Annotated in this window: 19 protein-coding genes; 6 read left to right on the forward strand and 13 right to left on the reverse strand. The window is 59.3% G+C overall.

Annotated features, from left to right (window positions below):
* The first annotated feature begins 63 nt into the window (after positions 1-63).
* Genes gcl through HMPREF9695_RS15565 form a run of 3 tightly spaced genes read left to right on the forward strand, consistent with a single transcriptional unit; the run spans position 64 to position 3,588 of the window.
* Positions 64-1,863, forward strand: coding sequence for a glyoxylate carboligase (gcl, locus tag HMPREF9695_RS15555; protein WP_006021824.1), 1,800 nt, complete (start codon positions 64-66; stop codon positions 1,861-1,863).
* 27 nt (positions 1,864-1,890) lie between these two features.
* The gene (gene hyi, locus HMPREF9695_RS15560) at positions 1,891-2,676 is read left to right on the forward strand and encodes a hydroxypyruvate isomerase (RefSeq protein ID WP_006021825.1); all 786 of its coding nucleotides are present in this window, start codon (positions 1,891-1,893) and stop codon (positions 2,674-2,676) included.
* A 24-nt stretch (positions 2,677-2,700) separates the two neighbouring features.
* Positions 2,701-3,588 (forward strand): 2-hydroxy-3-oxopropionate reductase, encoded by an 888-nt coding sequence (locus HMPREF9695_RS15565; protein ID WP_006021826.1) that lies wholly within the window; start codon positions 2,701-2,703, stop codon positions 3,586-3,588.
* A gap of 208 nt (positions 3,589-3,796) precedes the next feature.
* Here the strand turns inward: HMPREF9695_RS15565 and HMPREF9695_RS15570 are convergent, their stop codons facing one another.
* The 12 genes from HMPREF9695_RS15570 to HMPREF9695_RS15625 all read right to left on the reverse strand — a co-directional run bounded on the left by HMPREF9695_RS15570 (position 3,797) and on the right by HMPREF9695_RS15625 (position 16,582).
* A complete protein-coding gene (locus HMPREF9695_RS15570; protein WP_006021827.1) occupies positions 3,797-4,564 on the reverse strand; it encodes an SDR family NAD(P)-dependent oxidoreductase in 768 nt (255 codons plus the stop codon).
* Positions 4,561-5,868, reverse strand: coding sequence for a histidinol dehydrogenase (hisD, locus tag HMPREF9695_RS15575; protein WP_006021828.1), 1,308 nt, complete (start codon positions 5,866-5,868; stop codon positions 4,561-4,563). Before hisD ends, HMPREF9695_RS15570 begins: the two co-directional genes overlap by 4 nt.
* A 15-nt stretch (positions 5,869-5,883) precedes the next feature.
* Positions 5,884-6,834, reverse strand: coding sequence for a cyclase family protein (locus HMPREF9695_RS15580; protein WP_006021829.1), 951 nt, complete (start codon positions 6,832-6,834; stop codon positions 5,884-5,886).
* Positions 6,835-6,907: 73 nt separating this feature from the next.
* Positions 6,908-7,612: an ABC transporter ATP-binding protein gene (locus HMPREF9695_RS15585; RefSeq protein ID WP_006021830.1), complete on the reverse strand. Its 705-nt coding sequence runs from the start codon at positions 7,610-7,612 to the stop codon at positions 6,908-6,910.
* A 4-nt stretch (positions 7,613-7,616) separates the two neighbouring features.
* Complete coding sequence (locus HMPREF9695_RS15590; RefSeq protein ID WP_006021831.1) at positions 7,617-8,384, reverse strand: ABC transporter ATP-binding protein; 768 nt, start codon at positions 8,382-8,384, stop codon at positions 7,617-7,619.
* Positions 8,381-9,367, reverse strand: a complete 987-nt coding sequence (locus HMPREF9695_RS15595) for a branched-chain amino acid ABC transporter permease (protein ID WP_006021832.1) — start codon at positions 9,365-9,367, stop codon at positions 8,381-8,383. The genes HMPREF9695_RS15590 and HMPREF9695_RS15595 overlap by 4 nt, the downstream gene beginning before the upstream one ends.
* A 15-nt stretch (positions 9,368-9,382) precedes the next feature.
* Positions 9,383-10,267 (reverse strand): branched-chain amino acid ABC transporter permease, encoded by an 885-nt coding sequence (locus HMPREF9695_RS15600; protein ID WP_006021833.1) that lies wholly within the window; start codon positions 10,265-10,267, stop codon positions 9,383-9,385.
* Between the two features lie 58 nt (positions 10,268-10,325).
* The gene (locus tag HMPREF9695_RS15605; protein WP_006021834.1) at positions 10,326-11,579 is read right to left on the reverse strand and encodes an ABC transporter substrate-binding protein; all 1,254 of its coding nucleotides are present in this window, start codon (positions 11,577-11,579) and stop codon (positions 10,326-10,328) included.
* Between the two features lie 37 nt (positions 11,580-11,616).
* A complete protein-coding gene (locus tag HMPREF9695_RS15610; RefSeq protein ID WP_006021835.1) occupies positions 11,617-14,010 on the reverse strand; it encodes a xanthine dehydrogenase family protein molybdopterin-binding subunit in 2,394 nt (797 codons plus the stop codon).
* Complete coding sequence (locus HMPREF9695_RS15615) at positions 14,007-14,492, reverse strand: (2Fe-2S)-binding protein (RefSeq protein ID WP_006021836.1); 486 nt, start codon at positions 14,490-14,492, stop codon at positions 14,007-14,009. The genes HMPREF9695_RS15610 and HMPREF9695_RS15615 overlap by 4 nt, the downstream gene beginning before the upstream one ends.
* Positions 14,489-15,370 (reverse strand): FAD binding domain-containing protein, encoded by an 882-nt coding sequence (locus HMPREF9695_RS15620; protein ID WP_006021837.1) that lies wholly within the window; start codon positions 15,368-15,370, stop codon positions 14,489-14,491. Before HMPREF9695_RS15620 ends, HMPREF9695_RS15615 begins: the two co-directional genes overlap by 4 nt.
* Before the next feature lie 252 nt (positions 15,371-15,622).
* A complete protein-coding gene (locus HMPREF9695_RS15625; RefSeq protein ID WP_006021838.1) occupies positions 15,623-16,582 on the reverse strand; it encodes a LysR family transcriptional regulator in 960 nt (319 codons plus the stop codon).
* 101 nt (positions 16,583-16,683) lie between these two features.
* On the opposite strand from HMPREF9695_RS15625, the gene HMPREF9695_RS15630 reads away from it, so the two are divergent.
* The 3 genes from HMPREF9695_RS15630 to HMPREF9695_RS15640 are packed head-to-tail and all read left to right on the forward strand — an operon-like array spanning position 16,684 to position 19,697.
* Positions 16,684-17,790, forward strand: coding sequence for an LLM class flavin-dependent oxidoreductase (locus tag HMPREF9695_RS15630; RefSeq protein ID WP_006021839.1), 1,107 nt, complete (start codon positions 16,684-16,686; stop codon positions 17,788-17,790).
* A 21-nt stretch (positions 17,791-17,811) separates the two neighbouring features.
* Positions 17,812-18,687 carry a polysaccharide deacetylase family protein gene (locus HMPREF9695_RS15635; RefSeq protein WP_006021840.1) on the forward strand — a complete coding sequence of 292 codons (876 nt, stop codon included), beginning with the start codon at positions 17,812-17,814 and terminating at the stop codon, positions 18,685-18,687.
* Positions 18,688-18,707: 20 nt separating this feature from the next.
* A complete protein-coding gene (locus tag HMPREF9695_RS15640; RefSeq protein ID WP_006021841.1) occupies positions 18,708-19,697 on the forward strand; it encodes a Gfo/Idh/MocA family protein in 990 nt (329 codons plus the stop codon).
* On the opposite strand, the gene HMPREF9695_RS15645 is transcribed toward HMPREF9695_RS15640, so the two are convergent.
* The gene (locus tag HMPREF9695_RS15645; protein WP_006021842.1) at positions 19,665-20,366 is read right to left on the reverse strand and encodes a TetR/AcrR family transcriptional regulator; all 702 of its coding nucleotides are present in this window, start codon (positions 20,364-20,366) and stop codon (positions 19,665-19,667) included. The two genes, HMPREF9695_RS15640 and HMPREF9695_RS15645, sit on opposite strands and share 33 nt — an antisense overlap.
* Position 20,367: the final 1 nt, after the last annotated feature.

Consider the following 20,367-nt stretch of genomic DNA (forward strand, 5'->3'; position numbering starts at 1 on the left):
CGTTGAGCCGGCCAGCACGCCTCGCGATGATTGCATCCGAACTTAACCCATTCGAGGTGTGACATGGCGAAGATGCGGGCAATCGATGCGGCGGTGCGTATCCTTGAGAAGGAAGGCGTCGTCTGTGCGTTCGGCGTTCCGGGCGCCGCGATCAATCCTCTGTACTCGGCACTGAAAAAACGCGGATCGATCAATCACATTCTCGCGCGCCACGTCGAAGGCGCGTCGCATATGGCCGAAGGTTATACCCGGGCCAAGGCGGGAAACATCGGCGTCTGCATCGGGACATCGGGCCCGGCCGGCACCGACATGATCACCGGACTGTATTCGGCTATCGCGGATTCGATCCCGATCCTGTGCATCACCGGACAGGCTCCCCGCGCCCGCCTCTACAAGGAAGATTTCCAGGCTGTCGACATCGAGTCGATCGCCAAGCCCGTGACGAAATGGGCCGTCACCGTGCGCGAACCAGCGCTGGTGCCGCGGGTTTTCAGCCAGGCATTTCACATCATGCGGTCCGGCCGCCCCGGTCCGGTGCTGATCGACCTGCCACTCGACGTGCAACTCGCCGAAATCGAATTCGACGACGAGACCTATGAGCCGCTTCCCGTCTACAAGCCAGCCGCAACGCGCAAGCAGGTCGAGAAAGCACTTGAAATGCTCAATGCTGCCGAACGCCCGCTGATCGTGGCGGGCGGCGGCGTCATCAATGCCGACGCATCCGACCTTCTCGTCGCGTTTGCCGAGATCGTCAATGTTCCCGTGGTGCCAACGCTGATGGGCTGGGGCGCAATCCCGGACGATCATGTTCTGATGGCCGGAATGGTCGGCCTTCAGACCAGCCACCGCTATGGCAATGCGACGATGCTGGAGTCGGACTTCGTGCTCGGCATCGGCAACCGCTGGGCTAACCGCCACACCGGATCAGTCGAAACCTACACCAAGGGCCGCACGTTCGTGCATGTGGACATCGAGCCCACACAAATCGGCCGCGTGTTCAATCCAGATTTCGGCATCGTCTCGGATGCCAGGGCAGCGCTTGAACTATTCGTTACGGTAGCGAAGGAGTGGCGCAAGGCCGGAAAGCTCAAAGAGCGCCAGGCGTGGCCCGCGGCCGTACAGGACCGCAAGCGCACCATGCTGCGCAAGAGCCACTTCGATAACGTGCCGATCAAACCACAGCGCGTCTATGAAGAGATGAGCAAGGCGTTCGGCCGTGACACCTGCTACGTCAGCGTGATCGGATTGTCGCAGATCGCCGGTGCGCAATTCCTTGGCGTCTATCGCCCGCGCAACTGGATCAATGCCGGACAGGCCGGCCCGCTCGGCTGGACCCTGCCCGCAGCGCTGGGCGTCCGTGCCGCAGATCCGGAACGCGAGATCGTCGCACTGTCCGGCGATTACGACTTCCAGTTCCTGATCGAGGAGCTTGCCGTCGGCGCGCAGTTCAAGCTGCCTTACATCCATGTCGTCGTGAACAATTCCTATCTGGGTCTGATCCGTCAGGCGCAGCGCGGCTTCGACATGGACTACCACGTGCAGCTTTCGTTCGAAAACATCAACGCACCGGAGCTGGGCGTTTACGGCGTCGATCATGTCGCCGTCGCCGAGGGTCTCGGCTGCAAGGCAATTCGCGTCACCCGCCCTGAAGATGCGCAGGCGGCGTTCGCAACCGCACGCGAGATGATGGCGGAGTACCGCGTCCCGGTCGTGGTCGAATTCATTCTCGAACGCGTCACCAACATCGCGATGGGCACCGAGATCGACAATATCGTCGAATTCGAGGAAGTGCTCGACCTGCCGCTTGATGACACGCCAGCAAGTCCGGAAAAGACGTCCCGCGGCGAGCTGCTGCCCGTCTAACGACCAACAGGAAAAGGACATTCCGCCGTGCCAAAATTTGCAGCCAATCTGACCATGCTCTTCAACGAATTGCCGTTCATCGACCGTTTCGCGGCAGCAAAGGCGGCCGGGTTCGCGGGCGTGGAATATCTGTTTCCCTATGACTACGAAAAAGCAGTGCTTGGCGAGCAGTTGCAGCAGCATGGTCTCACCCAGGTGCTGCATAACCTTCCGGCAGGCAACTGGGGCGCGGGTGAACGGGGAATCGCAATCCTTCCCGATCGGGTCGCAGAATTCCGCGATGGCGTCAGCCGCGCCATCGAATACGCCAAGGCACTGGACTGCCGTCAGGTAAATTGCCTTGCCGGCATTACACCGGCCAGCTCCGACTCTGCGGAGCTTCGCGCCGTGTTGGTGGAGAATCTTCGCTACGCTGCAGATGCACTCGCGAAGCACCGTATCAAGCTGCTGATCGAGCCGATCAACACCCGCGATATTCCCGGCTTCTTCCTCACCGGAACAGAGCAGGCACTCCAGATCATTTCGGAAGTGGGCTCCGAGAACCTCTTTGTTCAATATGACATCTATCACATGCAGATCATGGAGGGTGACATCGCTCCAACCATGAAAAGGCATCTCGGCCGTATCGCGCATATCCAGCTTGCAGATAACCCCGGCCGCAACGAGCCCGGCACCGGCGAAATCAACTATCCCTTCCTGTTTCGCTATCTGGACGAGATCGGCTATCGTGGCTGGATCGGCTGTGAGTACAAGCCGAAGACCACCACCCTGGACGGTCTTGGGTGGTACGAACCGCATACGGTCGATGCGTAATTAAAAAACGAGGGAGATCAAAGAATGACCGATATCGGGTTCATCGGCCTTGGAATTATGGGACGGCCGATGGCGGGCCACCTGCAAGCCGCCGGACATCGCCTGTTTGTTCTGGAGAAATCCGCTGCCTCCAAGGACCTCGTTGCCGCTGGCGCCACGGCGTGCAAATCAGGCAAGGAGATCGCTGAGAAAGCCAGCGTCATCATCCTCATGGTCCCCGACACACCCGACGTTGAATCGGTACTCTTTAATACCGGCGGCGTTGCGGAAGGACTTTCGAAAGGCAAAATCGTCGTCGACATGAGTTCGATTTCGCCGATCGCGACGAAGGAATTTGCAAAAAAGGTCAATGCGAAAGGCGCTGATTATCTGGACGCGCCGGTCTCCGGGGGTGAAGTTGGCGCGAAGGCTGCATCGCTGACCATCATGGTGGGCGGGCCGCAAGGCGCATTCGATACCGTCAAACCGCTGTTCGAGAAGATGGGCAAGAACATCACCCTGATCGGCGGTAACGGTGACGGCCAGACCACCAAGGTCGCCAATCAGATCATCGTGGCACTCACTATCGAGGCCGTCGCCGAGGGTCTGCTGTTCGCCTCGAAAGCTGGTGCCGATCCAACTCTGGTCCGGCAGGCGTTGATGGGAGGACTTGCCACGTCGCGTATTCTCGAATTGCACGGGGAGCGCATGATCAAGCGCACATTCAATCCCGGCTTCCGCATTGAGTTGCACCAGAAAGATCTCAATCTCGCGCTGGAAGGCGCGCGGGCACTCGGCGTATCTTTGCCAAACACCTCGACGGCGCAACAGCTCTTCAATGCCTGCGTCGCCCACGGCGGCAAGGCCTGGGATCACTCCGCAATGGTGAAAGCGCTGGAAACAATGGCTAACCACGAGGTTGCAAAGGGCTAAGGTCGGCGACAATCACCATTGAGCTGATTTTGGCGGCGCGATGAAGAAACACCGCGCCGCTTTTTTATTCGCGCCGTTACTTTCGGGTCCCGGAGTCACGCGGTCTTGTCAAAGCCCTGCGCGGGCTGCTCGCTGAACCACCGACAATCCAGATCTACGACGCGGCGCCTCTGCACTTGCCATAGCAGCGCGGCGCGGAGGCCAACCTCTAGTCGGCGGTCCATCCACCGTCGATCATCAGGGACGAACCGGTCATCAGCGCAGATGCATCGCTGGCGAGGAAAACGATCGCCCCCATCAGATCCTCGACTGTGCCAAGGCGACCGAGCTTGATCTTCTGTAGCACACTCTCTTTGAACGCCGCATTTTCAAAGAAAGGTTTGGTCATTGGCGTCTCGATGAAGGTCGGGCACAGCGTGTTGACGCGGATCTTGCTGGCTGCAAGGTCGAGCGCCATCGCCTTCGAGAAACCTTCCATCGCCCATTTCGAGGCGCAATAGAGCGAGCGATTGACGCCGCCGACATGCCCCATCTGCGACGACATGTTGATGATCGAACCGGATACACCCGCCGACACCATCCGTCGCGCAACGGACTGGGCGGCGAAGTATGCCGCCCGCACATTCAGATTCATGACAGCGTCGAAATCCTCCACCGGCACATCGGTGAAGGAATTGGGCCGGTTGGTGCCGGCATTGTTGACGAACGCATGATACGGCTCGCGTGCCTCCATCGCGGCACGAAACGCAGCGACGTCCGTCACATCGAGCGCAAGCGTATCCGCCGAAAAGCCCTTTTTGCGCAGAGCGGAGGCAACTTCGTCAATCTCGCTGGCAGTGCGTGCACACAGTGTGACGTTCGCACCCGCTTCCGCCAGAGCCGTCGCCGCGGCGAGCCCGATGCCGCGGCCCGCCCCGGTGACAAGCGCGCGCCGCCCGTCGAGCCGGAACGCCGGCGTTGTGGGCAAAGCGCTCACTCTGCCGCGCTCGCATAAGGCACGTTGCGCCCGCCATAGCGACGCACGCGAACATTGGCCTGCTCGGCATGACCCGCAAAGCCTTCAAGCATGCAAAGCCGCGAACAGTACTCACCGATCATCGCGGAGGCTTGATCCGTCAGGACGCGCTGATAGGTCACGGTCTTGAGGAACTTGCCGACCCACAGACCGCCAGTGTAGCGCGCCGCCTTATTGGTCGGAAGCGTGTGGTTGGTGCCAATCACCTTGTCGCCGTAAGCCACATTGGTGCGCGGTCCGAGGAACAGGGCGCCGTAGTTGGTCATGTTCTTCAGGAAATAGTCCGGATCACGGGTCATCACCTGCACATGCTCGGAGGCGATGCGGTCAGCCTCTCTCACCATCTCTTCTTCGGAATCGCAGACGATCACTTCGCCGTAATCTTCCCACGCCCTGGCCGCGACCGCGCCAGTCGGCAGTATCTTCAGAAGGCGCTCGATTTCGGCCATTGTCTCGCGTGCGAGTTTTTCCGAGTTGGTGAGCAGGATCGCGGGCGAGTTCGGCCCATGCTCTGCCTGTCCCAGCAGATCGGTGGCACACATCTCGCCATCAACTGTATCGTCGGCAATCACGAGCGTTTCAGTCGGCCCGGCGAAAAGGTCGATACCGACGCGGCCGTAGAGCTGCCGCTTGGCTTCCGCCACGAAGGCGTTGCCCGGCCCGACCAGCATATCGACCGGCGCGATCGATTTCGTTCCGATCGCCATAGCACCGACAGCCTGAATTCCGCCGAGGCAATAGATGACATCGGCACCGGCTAGATGCTGGGCGGCGACGATGGCGGGAGCCGGCTTGCCCTGGAACGGCGGCGCGCAGGTGATGATGCGCGAAACGCCGGCGACCTTTGCGGTGATGACCGACATGTGTGCGGATGCCAGCAGCGGGTACTTGCCGCCCGGCACATAACAGCCGACGGAATTGACCGGAATATTCTTGTGACCGAGAACGACACCCGGCAGCGTCTCGACCTCGACATCCTTCATCGAGTTACGCTGGTGCTGGGCGAAATTGCGCACCTGCTCCTGCGCGAACTTGATGTCGTCGATGTTCCGCTTGGAAAGCTGCCCGACGCAGTCTTTGATTTCCGCATCGGTCAACCGGTAGTCCTTGCGGTCCCACTGGTCGAACTTCACCGACAGTTCGCGAACCGCGTCGTCGCCACGCTTTTCGATATCCGCGAGAATCCCCTCGACTGCGGTACGGACCTTCGTATCGTCTTCCGCCCGCTGGGCGGCATCACGGCTGCGCTTGAGATACTTTGTCATCGGGTGCCTCCGCGATTACTTGATTGCCTGAGGATTAATTGGCGACCCGGCCGCGCCCGGCAGATGCATCGGCGGGGCGGTGAAGAAGAATTCATAGACCTTGTCCTGCGCGCAATCCTCCGCGAGTTCTTTCAGATAGAAAATTTCGCCCATGGAGATTCCGATTGCCGGGATCACCACCCAATGCCACGGCTGGTTTGCTTCATTGGTCTCGTTCGGGCGAACCTCGCATCCCCAGGTGTCGGTACAGATTGCGGCGATATCCTTCTCGCGAATCCAGTAGCAGGTTTCGAACGCCATGCCCGGCGCATCGCCACCGGCGTAGCCCGACCAGTCTTTCTTCTTCAGGCATCGCTCCTGGTGGCCGGTGCGAACGATGACGAAATCGCCCTTGCGGATTTCAACGCCCTGATGCTTTGCGCAGGCATCGAGATCCGCATTGGTGATCGCATAGCCGTCATCGAGCGACTCCACGCCCTTGAACCTGGCGACATCGAGCAGCACGCCACGGCCCGCCATTTTGTCGCGCGTATGCTCGATGCCGAGCTTCTTCGCGCCGCGGGCGTCGACCAGCTTGGCATCGTAGCCGTTGTACATCTTGTCATCGAGGAAGATGTGGCAGAGGGCATCCCATTGCGTCGACGCCTGACAGGGCATGTTGATCGCATCGTCAGCGTAGCGCAGATATGGCGAAGGAACGTCCTGATTGCCTGCTGCGGCATCGGTGCCGGTCGCCAGCATGGTGTGAATTGGATTCCAGCGGCCTCCGAACAGGCCGGACTGAATCGGCTCTTTCAGCGAAAGGCCAAGCGCAAACACCTTCCCTTTCCTGATGAGCTTGCCGGCATTGATGACATCTTCAGGACTCACGTTATTGAGCGTTCCGATCTGATCGTCAGCACCCCACCGGCCCCAGTTCGAGAGTTTCTTGGCAGCTTCATAGATTGCAGCTCTGTCGACTTTCATGGAGATATTCCTTGCCTTATTTATCGAATGATAATTTTATCGGCGAGCGACCGCCCGGAGCAGCTTCTTCAGGCTACACCGAGCAGTAACGCTCCTTGATTTCATCGTCGGCCAGCAGTGCGGCCGCAGTCGCGTGATGCACAACCGAGCCCTGGTCCAGCACATAGGCGCGATCGGCGATATCGAGCGCCAGTTCGACGTTCTGCTCAACCAGCAGAATCGTTGTTCCTTCCGACTTCATCTTCCGGAACAACTCGAACATCTCGTCGACGAGCACGGGCATGATACCTTCCGAAGGCTCGTCCAGCATGATGAGATCGGGCTTCGATATCATCGCACGCGCAATCGCCAGCATCTGCTGTTCGCCGCCAGACATTGTCACGGCTTCCTGATCCAACCGCTCCGCCAGACGGGGAAAAATTTCCGCGATCTGAGCAATGCGACGGACTTCTTCCTTCTTCGCAGGCGACGCAACAAGGCCGAGCCGCAGATTCTCACGCACGGTCAGTCCCTGCACGATGCGGCGTTCCTCTGGAACATATGCCAAACCGAGACCGAAGCGGACGTGAGCCGGCTGGCCCAGCACTTCCTTATCCTTGAACACCACCGATCCGCGGGTCTTGTCGAGTAAACCAATGATCGACTTGAGTGTCGTGGTCTTGCCAGCGCCATTGCGGCCGATCAGACAAACGATCTCGCCCTTGTTCACCTCAAGGCCGATATCCTGCAACACATGGCTCGCGCCATACCAGGAGTTGAGATTTTCCACGCGCAACATCGCTTCAGTGCTCCCGCTGGCCAAGATAGACTCGCTTGACCTGTTCATTCTGGCGGACTTCCGTTGGCGTTCCCTGAGCAAGCAGTTCGCCGTGGTGAAGCACCAGCACCCGGTCGCTAATACCCATCACCAGCTTCATCTTGTGCTCGACAAGAATGACCGTGCGCTCTTTCGCGAGCTTCACGATCAGATCCATCATCACGCGGGTTTCTTCGGGGCTCATGCCCGCCGTCGGCTCATCCAGCAGCAGCAGACGAGGATTCGCGGCCAGCGCCATCCCGATCTCAAGCGCACGCTGTTCACCATGCGCAAGTTCCTTGGCCAACCTCTCGCGGCGATCCCAAAGGCCGACCAGCGCGAGCAGCGCATCCGCCTTCTCAATAAGACCCGGAAGCCTGGACCGAGGACGCCAGATATCGTAGCGCGACACAAAGGCCTGCAATCCGACGCGCACGTTCTCCCGTGTCGTCAACAGCGGGAACACGTTGGTGATCTGGAACGATTTTGCGATCCCCATATGCGCGAACTCATGCTGCGCGATATTCGTCACATCGCGCCCCTCGAATTCAACCTTGCCGCTGGACGGAGGAAAAGCGCCTGACAGGAGGTTGAAGTAGGTGCTTTTGCCGGCGCCGTTCGGGCCGATGATGGATGTGATCGCATTGCGCGAGAATTCAGCAGAGATGTTGTTCAGGGCCACGAACTTCCCGAACGACTTGCTCACGCCGGTGGTGCGCAGGATGACCTGCGATGTATCTGTCGAAGTCATCATTTGTTGATCCGCTTCAAGATCGTTCCCCAGATGCCCGCCGGGAAAAACAGGACGCAGATCATGAACACCGCGCCGACGATCAATTGCCAGTGAACGGTCCACAACGACACCAGATTTTCCAGCAGCAGGAAAACCGCGGCGCCAACGAATGGACCGAAGAAGGTGCCCATCCCGCCTAGCAGCGACATCATGACAACCATGCCCGATGTCTCGATGTGCAGGATTTCGATCGGCACGATGGACAGGTGCAACGCCATCAATGCGCCGGCCAGACCGCAGAATGCACCAGAGAGGATGAATGTGATCAGCCGCGTGAGCGTGACATTATACCCCGATGCGCGCGCGCGTGCTTCATTCTCGCGAACGGCCTCGATCACAGCACCGAACGGCGACGCCAGAATTCGCGACAGGACGAAGAGCGCCATGATGACGAATGCCGCGACGACATAGTACCGCGTCAGCGGATTGATAAAGTCGAATTTGAAACCGAGGATGTCGATGACGCGAACGTTGATACCGCGCAGGCCGTTTTCGCCGCCGGTCCAATCGACCGCTTGATAGAAGAGATAGAAAACGCACTGCGACAGGGCCATCGTCACCATGGCGAAGTAAATGCCCCGAGTGCGGATCGCCAGTGAACCGATCGCGGCGGCCATGACGGTGCCGCCGAGAATGCCCATCCCAATCGCGACGTACCACGGCCAGCCGAGATGAACGATGGCGATGCCGCAGAGATAGGCGCCGGTGCCGAACAGCGCGGCGTGACCGAAGGATAGCAGCCCGAGGTATCCGAACAGCAGATTGAAGCCGACGGCATAGAGCCCGTAAATCAGGATGTTCACCGCCAGCGCGGTGAACGGCATCACCAGCGGAAACACCAGCACAAAGATGCTCGCCAGGATCGCGCGGTGACGCTTGGCGAAATCGAACCAGCTCGCCGATGCGACAGCCGGCTGGGTCAGGGTCTGAGAAAGCTCATTCATTACTTTATACCCGCCTCAGCTCATGAGACCCGCGCGGCCGAAGAAGCCTTGCGGACGTATGAGGAGAACAACTGCCATCAGGGCGAAGATTGAAACCTTGGCCATTTCGGGCGCAAACAGCGACGTCATGCTGACGACCACGCCAACCAGCAGGCCGGCGATGACCGCGCCTCCGATGGAGCCCATGCCACCAACCACGGTGACAACAAAGGCCTCGGCGAGAATAGTCGCTCCCATTTCCGGAATAACACCTTGCAGGGGTGCCGCGAGAAGCCCGGCCAACGCGGCAATTCCCGAGCCGATCCCGAATACGAATAGCCATACCCGTGCCACATTGACGCCAAGCACGCGAACGATCTGCGGATCGCGTGCGCCGGCACGGATAATCAGACCAAAGCTGGTACGCTCGAGGAAGAGCCACAGGCCAAGCAGAACCGCTGCCGCGACGCCGATCACGAACAGACGATAGAGCGGGAAGTATCCGACACCGATATTGACAGCGCCCTGAAGGAGCTCCGGCGTATCGAATGGATAGCCGCTCTTGCCGAAGGCAATGCGGATCAGTTCAACCATGACGTAGCTGAGACCAAACGTCAGCAGCAGCGGATAGTCGATGCCGCGGCCGTAGAGCGGCCGGATCAGGAACCGTTCGACGACAAGTCCGATAGTGCCGACAATCAACGGGACGGCAACCAGACAGAGCCAGAAGTTCCCGCCCAGCGAGAGAAGGAACAGTCCGACGTAAGCCCCAACCATATAAAAGGCGCCGTGCGCGAAGTTCACCACGGTCAGCATACCGAAAATCAACGACAAACCGATGGCGAACAACACGTAGATCGCGCCGAGCGCCAACCCGGTAAAGAGTTGCAGTGCGATCAGATCAAAGCTCAGGCCGGCCATAGTTATCTCCAAGTAAGACGCGCGCCCCGCGAGGGACGCGCGTCTGCTGGTTCACAGTTCAGGACTTGTGGCCGAGCGCTTCGCAGGTGCGCAGGTTCTTTTCGCTTGGCTCTTCAGTCGCCAGCACATTGAACACGTCGGACTCGCCCTTCTCGGGTTTCGATTTTGACTCGATGATCAGAACCGACTGCACGGCCTGGTGATCGCACTTGCGATAATATTCAGGGCCCTTGTAGTAATCGTACTTCAAGGCTTCGACAGCAGCGATGACTTTGTCTGTGTCGAGGCTTCCGGCGGCCTTGGCGCCCATCAGCAGCGTCTTGACGCCGGCATAGCCCAGCGCGCCGTAGTCCGACGGCACCTTGCCGCCGTGCATTTTGCGGAACCGATCGTTGAACGCCTTTGCAGAGGCAACCTTGTCTTCGATACCCCAGTAGTACGAGGTTCCGCCAACGACGCCTTCGAATGCCTGCGCGCCGGCAGCGATGCGGCCCGTATAGAGCAGGATCGGCGCAACGATCTTCATGCTCTTCTTCATGCCGAAATCGGTTGCCTGCTTGAGCGCGATCTGCTGATCGCGGCCGAAGTTGCTAATGACGAGAATGTCCGGCTTCAAAGCCTGAATGCGCGGCAACAGTGCCGAGAAGTCCGTGGTGCCGAGCGGATGCCGGATATCGACAAGGCTTTCGATCCCCAAGGCCTTTCCGGCTTCCTGGAAGCCGCGCACCATTTCATGGCCATAAGCATAGTCCGCAGTGAGGAACGCAACCTTCTTGCCGAACTTCGAGAACGCGTAGCGTCCGACAGCGCCCGCGGTCAGATGCGGCGTGAGCGCTTCGTGGAACGTGTACTTGCTGAAATCCTTGGCCTCGTTGATTTCGTCCGACTGGCTGATCGAGTTGTAGATGATCTTGCGCTCTTTGGTGACGTTGTTCACTGCAAGCTGAACGGAAGCAGACAGGCTGCCGACGATGAAGTTGACCTTTTCCTTCTCGATCAGTTCCAGCGTGCGGGTCGCCGCTTCACCAGGATTGAGCTTGTCATCGCGGACCAGCAACTCGGCCTTGCGACCATCGAGACCACCGGCCTCGTTGAATTCGGCAATAGCAACTTCCGCTGCGCGCACCTGGTCCTGGGCTTCGGTGCCGTAGGGACCGGTCAGCGGAACGGGAAAACCAACCTTGATCGTCGCTTCCTGTGCCTGAAGAAGATTGATGCGAAACGGCGAGGCCGCCAGAACGGCGCCAGCACTGGCTGTGGTCAGCAGGCGGCGGCGCGAAATCGAGTTAGAACCTGTCGTCTTCTTGGCCATGTATTCCTCCGAGGTTGATATTGTTTTGTAGCGTCGGTCAGATGCGCCCGAGAGCGGTAAGAATGACTCTTGGCGTTAGCGGAATTTCGGTCACGGTGACATTGAACGGCGACAGCGCATCATTCACTGCGTTGGCCACAACGGCGGCGGCCGCCGCTGTCCCGGCTTCTCCGGCCCCCTTGGCGCCAAGCTCGCCATCCAGCGTCGGAGAAACGATATGCCCGACATCGATATCCGGCATTTCGCCTGACATCGGCACCAGGTAGTCCGCCATGTTGGCGTTGGTGAGCTGTCCGCGTTCATCGTAGATGCAGTGTTCGTACAGCGCTGCGCCAAGTCCCTGCACGACGCCGCCGCGGATCTGTTCGTCCACGAGTTGCGGATTGATGATGGTGCCGCAGTCCTCGACAACCCAGTGCTTGAGCAGCTTGATAAAGCCAGTGCGGGTGTCGACCTCGAGCCAGGAAGCCTGAATGCCGTTGGTGAATGCAAACGGATACTCGCGCGGCACGAAATGGCGTGTCGCCATCAGCTCGGGCTGGAAGCCCGGCGGCAAGGTATCGGGCCTGAAGTAAACGATTCGAGCGAGCTCATGCAGCTCGATACGTTGCTGGCCGCCATGAACGTCAACGACGGCGTTGTCAACGATATCCAGGTCCGCCGGCTTGGCCTGTAAAATAGCAGCCGCGACATCCAGAATGTTGTTGCGCAGAACCTTGGCCGCCTGCAACGCAGCTTCGCCGCCGATGCCGGCGCCGCGCGACGCCCAGGTGCCACCGCCGTAAGGCGTGTTGTCGGTATCGCCAAGAATGACTCGCACACGCTCCATCGATACGCCAAGCACGCTGCCGACGATCTGTGCGGTGAGGGATTCCGATCCCTGCCCCTGCTCGGTGATGCTGGTTTGGCAGATTACGCGACCTGTGGCGTCCAGGCGGACGGCGACGCCATCCTGCGAGGAAATCCGCGCCCCGCCAACGCCATAGAACGCTGCGCTCGGGTTAGTCACCTCGATGAAGCTGGCGATGCCAATGCCGCGATAGATTCCCTGCTTGCGCAGGGCCGCCTGCTCGGCGCGCAGCGCACCGTAATTCATCATCGCGTACAATTTGTCGAGCGAGGCGTGATGCGACAGCGCCTCGAACTTCAACCCGGATGGCGAACCGCACGGATAGGCGTCATCACGGATCAGGTTGCGTCGCCGAATTTCGAATGGATCCATCCCGATCCGCTGAGCGGCAAGATCGACCAGACCCTCGGTGATCGAGCATGCGATCGGATGCCCCACGCCGCGATATTGGCAGGTGACGTTCTTGTTCTGGAAAACGACGCGGGTCCGCGCCCGATAGTTTTGTGTCGTGTAGGGTCCACCGACCAAATTGACGACCTGATTGGCTTCGATCGCGCTGGTGCGCGGATACATCGAATACGGACCGATACCGGTGACGTCGTCGATCTCGAATGCATTGATCGTGCCGTTCTTGCTGACGCCGATGCGCGCCTTACAAACGTGATCTCGCGCGTGAATGTCAGTGTTGAAGCTTTCAACCCGATCCGCAACGAACTTGATCGGGCGGCGCAGCAGCTTCGACAGCGCCAATGTCGCCATTTCGTCCGCGTAGATATGGACCTTGATGCCGAATGAGCCACCGACGTCCTTGCAGACAACCCGAACCTGCGGCTCATCAAGACCGAGATGCTTGGCGGCAATGTTCTGCACCATATGTGGCGCCTGGGTGCCCAGATAAACGGTGAGACGCTCATCGCCGCTGTTCCAGTCCGCAAGCACCGCGCGCGGCTCGAGCGTGACACCGGTGTGGCGGCCGAACACAAACTCGGCTTCCACGACCTCGTCGGACTCCCTGAACGCCTGATCAACAGCTCCGGCATCGAGATTACGCTCGAAAGCCAGATTATCGCCGAGATCGGGATGGATCACCGGTGTTGCAGGATCGAGCGCCGTGCGCATGTCCGTCACCGGCACGAGCTCTTCGTAATCCACCGAGACAAGTTCGGCGGCGTCCTCGGCGAGCGCGCGGCTGGTCGCAATAATGGCGGCCACCGCTTCGCCCTGCCAGCAAGCCCGGTCGACGGCGATTGCATGCTGCGGCGCTGACTTCAGGCCCTTGAGATGCGACAGGACACCAACCCACGGCGAAATGACCTTCGCGAGCTCAACGCCGGTCACGACCGCGATCACGCCGGGCATCGCTTTCGCCTCGGTCGCATCGATCTTCAGAATCCTGGCATGAGCGTAAGGCGAACGCAGAAATACGACGTGCGCCATGCGCGGAAGCGTCAGATCGCTGACATACTGGCCGCGACCCTGCATGAGCCGTCCCAGGTTGGGGCGGGGCACCGTCTTGCCGATATATGAATTCGGGCGGTCGAGAACGGAAAGACCGCGCTGCTTCATTGAGCTATCGTTCATCGCACCCGCCCCGCGCGTGCGCGTGCCGTAGCTTCCACGGCATCGACGATTGCATGATAGCCCGTGCAGCGGCAGTAATTGCCGGACAGATGCTCGCGGATTTGCTCGCGGTCAGCTTGCGGCTCATGCTTCAGGATGTCCTGCGCCGCCATCAGCATCCCCGGCGTGCAGTATCCGCACTGAAGAGCATTGCGATCCTGAAATGCGGCCTGCAAATCAGAAATCTCGCCGCTGTCCGACAGACCTTCGATCGTTTCAACGGACGCGTTCTCCACCTGCACCGCCAACAGCAGGCAGGCTCGCACAATGTCACCATTGACGCGAACGGTACATGCACCACAAACGCCATGCTCGCAACCGACATGCGTTCCGGTAAGGGACAGATGCTCCCGCAGGAAATCAGCCAGATTGAGCCGAGGAAGCACGCTCGCGGACACGCGCTCTCCGTTCACGATCAGGGAGATCGGCATTAGATCAGTCATGCGAGCTTTCTCGTTTCGAGATCGGGCCGGCCGAGCAACGTCACAACGCACTGCTCCAGAAGCTGACGCGCCAGATAGCGGCGCATGGAAGCCGAAGCCTGCAGATCCTCCTGCGGATCAAGCTCTTCATCTAGGGTAGCCTGTGCGTCGGTAAGCATCGATGCCGTTACAGGCTTTCCGATGAGATGCTTTGATGCGCCTGCAAGCATCGGTTTGTCGCCCACCGCAAAAAAGCCGAGCCTGAGATCCGAGAGCACGTCCCGCTCAAGAACCCCGGATGCCGCCAATCCCACGATGGCGTAATCGCCCTTGCGACGCGCATATTCGTGAAAGAAGTGGACGGAGTTCGGTGTTGCGACAGGAACCTCGACCGCAACCAGCAACTCTTCTGGCGACAGCAATGTTTCGTAGATTCCCGTAAAAAAGTCGGCCGCGGGGATGCGGCGCTCACTGTCCTTACCGCGCACAACGATGGATGCACCAAGCGCGATGACGCACGCCGGAAGTTCCGATGCCGGATCGGCATGCGCCAAGCTGCCGCCGATAGTGCCCCTGTTGCGAATCGCCGGGTGAGCAACATGCGCGATAGCTTCGGTCAGAAGCGGAGCGTGTTTGGCGATGTCCGGGGACTTCTGAACATCGACGTGCCGGGTGAGCGCGCCGATCTTGAGAACGCTATTGGTTACGGAGACCCCGCGCAGCTCGGCAATGGCGCCGATATCAACCAGCAGCGACGGCGCCGACAGCCTGAGATTCAGGGCCGGCATCAAGCTTTGACCACCGGAGAGCACTTTCGCCTGATCGCCGTGCAAAGCAAGCAGATCCAATGCGTCGTCGACGCTTGAAGCACGCGCATAGTTGAAAGCCGAAGCTTTCATTCCGGCAACCTCCCCTCGCCTCATTTTATGATGGGCTTGGATTTTATTAGAGAGTGCCGCGCACCAAAGGTCAAGCCTTGTTTATCGAACGATTATTTCGCTGCCATGAACAGGTCGTGACGTGGACGGCCGGACATCATGGCCATTCACCGGCTCTGTATGGATAGGCGAGATACGACAAATCAAAGACAGGGTTACGGAATTCACAATTGGAAGATCCGGGAAACGAAGGCTTTCGCGTTGCACAATTTCCTAGCGCCGAACCGCTGGTCGCCTCGCGCGCCGTTGAGATATTCGCTGCGCACCAGTGCGTTTTTGAAAAATAAGAAGCGCCCCTTCGGCTTCCATCTTGAGAATTTCAGCGAATAAAGCCGCCGCCGGGGACATCACCTTTCGCGCCGGCTCGATCAAAACGAACTCGGAATAAAACGGCGGCTCATCGAGCGGCCTGACATCGAAGCGTTCCTCATCCAGGTCCGAAACCATCATCACAAAGGGCAGAATGGCGACCCAGTCGCTCGCTGCGACAAATTGCAGCGTGCCCATCATCGCGTCGAGTTCGAGGCGCTGCGCGACGGTAACGCCATTGGCGGTGAAGTACGTTTCGATGTTGCGGCGGCGGGTGTTCTGAGGACCGGGCAACACCACTTTGAGCGGATCAAGGTCCGAAAGCCTGACCGGCTTCAGATTGCTTTTGGTCCGCTTCGCGCTGACAAGCATCTCCCGATCGCGTGCAAGAAGGCGATGCGATATCCCGGTTACCCCCTCAAACGCCGGCACAATGGCGAAATCCAGTTCGCCTTTCAGGATCATGTCGGTCAGAACGCCCGAATAGGCTTCAGTGACGCTGATCTCGGAGCCCGGGGCGGAGGTCAGAAACCTGTCGAGCGCTGGAGCGAGCAGCGATCTGGTGAACGTTGGCATCAGACCGACGCGGATCGCGCCGCGGACATGATTGACCGCGACACTTTGCTGCGCCGCCTCCAGCTTTTTCAGAACGTCCACGCACTCGCGATAATAGAGTTTCCCGGCGAGTGTCGGCTCGATGTCGCGGCCATTACGCTCGAGCAACGCTGCCCCGAGTTCGAACTCAAGCTGCTTGAGATGCTGCGAAATCCCGGACTGGGTCGCGCCCTCCCGTTTGGCAGCCGATGTGAATGAGCCCTCTTCATAGACCGCGACAAAAGACCTGATCTGGCGAAGCGAAATCATCCATCAACTTTCTTAATGCAATTGAGTAGGAATAATCATTTTTCTAATAGCCCACAATCGTTACTCTTGCGTCCAGAAACAAACGTCTCGGGAAACGCACAATGAAGCTGGGCTTTTTCACCATGCCGATCCATCCGCTGGATAAGGACTGGCGGCAGTCGCTGGCCGAGGATCGCGAGGCCTTCTTGCTCGCCGACGAACTCGGATTTAACGAGGCCTATGTCGGAGAGCATGTTACCGACAAGGCCGAGAACATCACGTCCTGCGTGACATTTCTGGCTTGGATCGCTGCCGCGACGAAGCAGATCAAATTGGGCACCGGCACCGTGAATATGCCCAACACGCATCCTGCAACGGTCGCAGCCACCATCGCGATGCTGGACCATATGCTCGATGGCCGTTTTATTTTCGGCATCAGCCCCGGCGGTCTTCTTTCCGATGCGGAACTGTTCGGTAATCTCGATTTCAACCGCAACGAGATGTTCCTCGAGGCGATCAATCAGGTGCTTGGCATCTGGTCGGGAGAGCCGCCGTACAATCTGCAAGGCAAGTACTGGACGGTGTCCACGCAGCGAACGCAGATCAAGGAAATCGGCCAGGGCTACATCCCTCGCCCGCTGCAACGACCGCATCCGCCAATCGTCGTGACAGCGGTCGCGCCCTTTTCAAAGGGCGTTACCGAAGCGGCCATTCGGGGATGGGACCCGATTTCTGCAAACTTCCTGATGCCCGCATGGGTCAAAAGCCACTGGCCGAAATACGTTGAAGGCTGCGAGCGCGGCGGTCGCCCCGCGGATCCCGCAAACTGGCGTGTCGCCAAGAGCGTTTTCGTGGCTGACGATGCCGCGACTGCCAAAGCCTATGCCACCGATCCCAACGGTCCATATGTGAACTATTACCGCTCATTGTTCACGAAGCTGAAGAAGAATGGACGGATCGAACTGTTCAAGACGCGCCGCGATCAGCCGGATGACGAGGTGACGCTGGAGATGATCTGCGACAAGCTGATCATCTATGGCACGCCGGACAGCGTTGCCGATCAGCTTCTTGCTTTTCAGAACGATGTCGGCACATTCGGGACGCTGCTCTATGCCGGCAAGGATTGGAAAGACCGCGAACTCGGGCGAAGATCCATGATCCTGACGGCGGAAAAAGTCTTGCCGCTGGTGAACGCAGGTTCGCCCAGACAGGCCAGAGCCGCAGAGTAGTTGCTAGAGCAGGAATCTCCATTGGCCCTCACCGATCGCGTCCCCTACCAAGCCCTCATCGATCGCCCCAAGCTGGTCCTTCCCGGCGGCAAGAAGCTGGCGGTCTGGATCATCCTGAATGTCGAAGAATGGCGGATCGAAAATGCGATGCCTCGCACGGTTCTCAGCCCACCGATGGGGCAACCGCTGCTGCCTGACGTGCCAAACTGGGCGTGGCACGAATACGGAATGCGCGCGGGCTTCTGGCGCCAATTGAAAGCGCTGACCAACCGGAACATTCCGACCACGCTGGCCATCAACGGCAATGTCTGCACATCGTATCCGCGCGTCGCGGCAGCGGCGCGCGATGCCGGATTCGAGTTCATGGGACACGGCTTCCTTCAGGGACCAATGCACAAACTCGACAACCAGGGCGACGCCATCAAGCGCGCTGTCGACACCATTGCGAAGTTCGCCGGAAAGGCCCCGCGTTCGTGGGAAAGTCCCGGATTGACGGAAACCAACGATACGCTCGATCTTCTCCGACTGAACGGGATCGAGTACGTCGCGGATTGGGTGATCGACGATCTTCCTCAGGACATCGATACCCCGCACGGCACAATCACGACGATTCCCTACACTGTCGAGACCAACGACATCGTCGTTCACGCGCTACAACACATGGCGTCGGATCAGTTCATGCGCCGATGCATCGACCAGTTCGACCGGCTGTATCTTGAAGGCGAAGAAAACGCTCGTGTCATGGCGATCTCAATTCATCCTTACATCACGGGCGTTCCGCACCGGATCAAGTATCTTGAGCAGTTGCTCGACTATGTGATCGGCCACGACGGCGTTGCCTTGATGACTGCGAGCGAAATAGGCGACTGGTATCGCGACCAGATGGCCAAGGCTTAAAATCCGATTGGAGTTCAAACATGATCCGAGCCGCCATTGTCGGACTGGGATGGTGGGGACAGACCATCGCCAGCAATCTTGCGGCCAGCGAGGTCATCAGGCCGGTGCTAGGCATCGATCCCCTGGAGCCCATGCGCGCGAAAGGTGCTGCGCTGGGGCTTGAAACTTCCGGCCGCTTCGAGGATGCCCTGGCGCGCTCCGACATCGACGCCGTTATCCTCTGCACGCCCCAAGATCGCCATGCGGCGCAGATCGAAGCCGCCGCCAAATCCGGCCGTCATGTGTTTTGCGAGAAGCCACTTTGCACGACCGGAGCCGATGCAGAGCGAGCCATTGCCGCTGTCAGAAAGGCAAACGTGCAACTCGGCATCGGACATGAGCGACGCTTCGAGCCCGCCGTGATCGAACTGCGCAAGCGGTTCGCAGATGGCGAGTTCGGCAATGCGCTCGTGCTGGAGGGCAACTTCAGCCAGGACAAGTTCCTCAATCTGCCGCCGGATAACTGGCGCCTGTCGAATACGGACAATCCCGTCGGCCCCCTCTCGGCAACCGGTATTCATCTGGTCGATCTTTCGATCGCGATTCTCGGAAAGCCCACTCACGTCTGGGCGCGACTGGCCACGCTCGGGAGCCATTTTGCAAACGGGGATACGCTCTCGATCACCATCGGTTTCGAGAACCGAACGACGGCTACTCTGAACGCGGTGCTCGCAACGCCATTTATGGGTCGGCTCGCGCTGCTGGGATCAAAGGGCTGGATGGAAATCCGCGACCTGACCCATCCGGAGAGCCCGACCGGCTGGGACGTCACCCGCGTTCAGCGCGATCGGCCACCGGAAAGCGCTTACTATCAGCCCCACCCTGCAGTGAGGGATAATCTGGAAGCTTTCGGAAGGGCGGCGCTTGGCGGAAGCCTGTATCCCGTAACCCATGAGGAAATGCTAATGAACGTTCGCACGTTCGAAGCCATTCAGCGATCAACTGCCAGCGGCGGCATTGAGCCGGTTTGATTTCACCGCCGGCCGCTTGGCAACATTGTTGGACACGCGTGCAAATCCCGCAAGATAGCCGTCGATCGCATTCGCGATCATTTCTTCCTTTTCCTGAAGCGGCTCCATCTCGTAGATGTACCTGCGAACGCCGTAATAGAAAATGCCGCCGTGGAAGACCCACGCCATTTCGATCTCGGATGCCGTCGGCTTGGCCTGCGTCGGCAGACCAGCTTCGAACCTGACTTCCTTGATGATGCGCGTCAGGATCTTGTCCCGCACAACGCCGACATACCAGCGGTTGATGTCCAGGCCCTTCAGGCCGGAGAACAGATAAATCCGAAGCCATTTCCGCGTGAAGATCACGTTGGTATAAGCTTCGTAGAACTGCACAAGGCGCTCGCGGATGGGCCGCGAACGGTTGGTGAGAAGCTTCTCCCAGCCGGTGTCGAGCGGCTCGAGATAGACCTTGCGATAGACTTCCTTGATCAGTTCTTCCTTGCTCGGGAAGTAGCGATACAGCAGCGGCTGGGTCACACCCAGCCGGCGCGCGAGCTCGCGCGTGCCACCGTTGAATCCCTCTTCGGAAAAGAATTCAGTCGCCTTGCGAACGAATTCCTGACGCCGGTCCTCGGGAGACAGGCGCTTCTGCTTGACCCGCGCAACCGATGGTGACGGTTTCTTTTTCATA

Origin of the sequence: Afipia broomeae ATCC 49717, from assembly GCF_000314675.2 — a bacterium.
GTDB lineage: Bacteria > Pseudomonadota > Alphaproteobacteria > Rhizobiales > Xanthobacteraceae > Afipia > Afipia broomeae.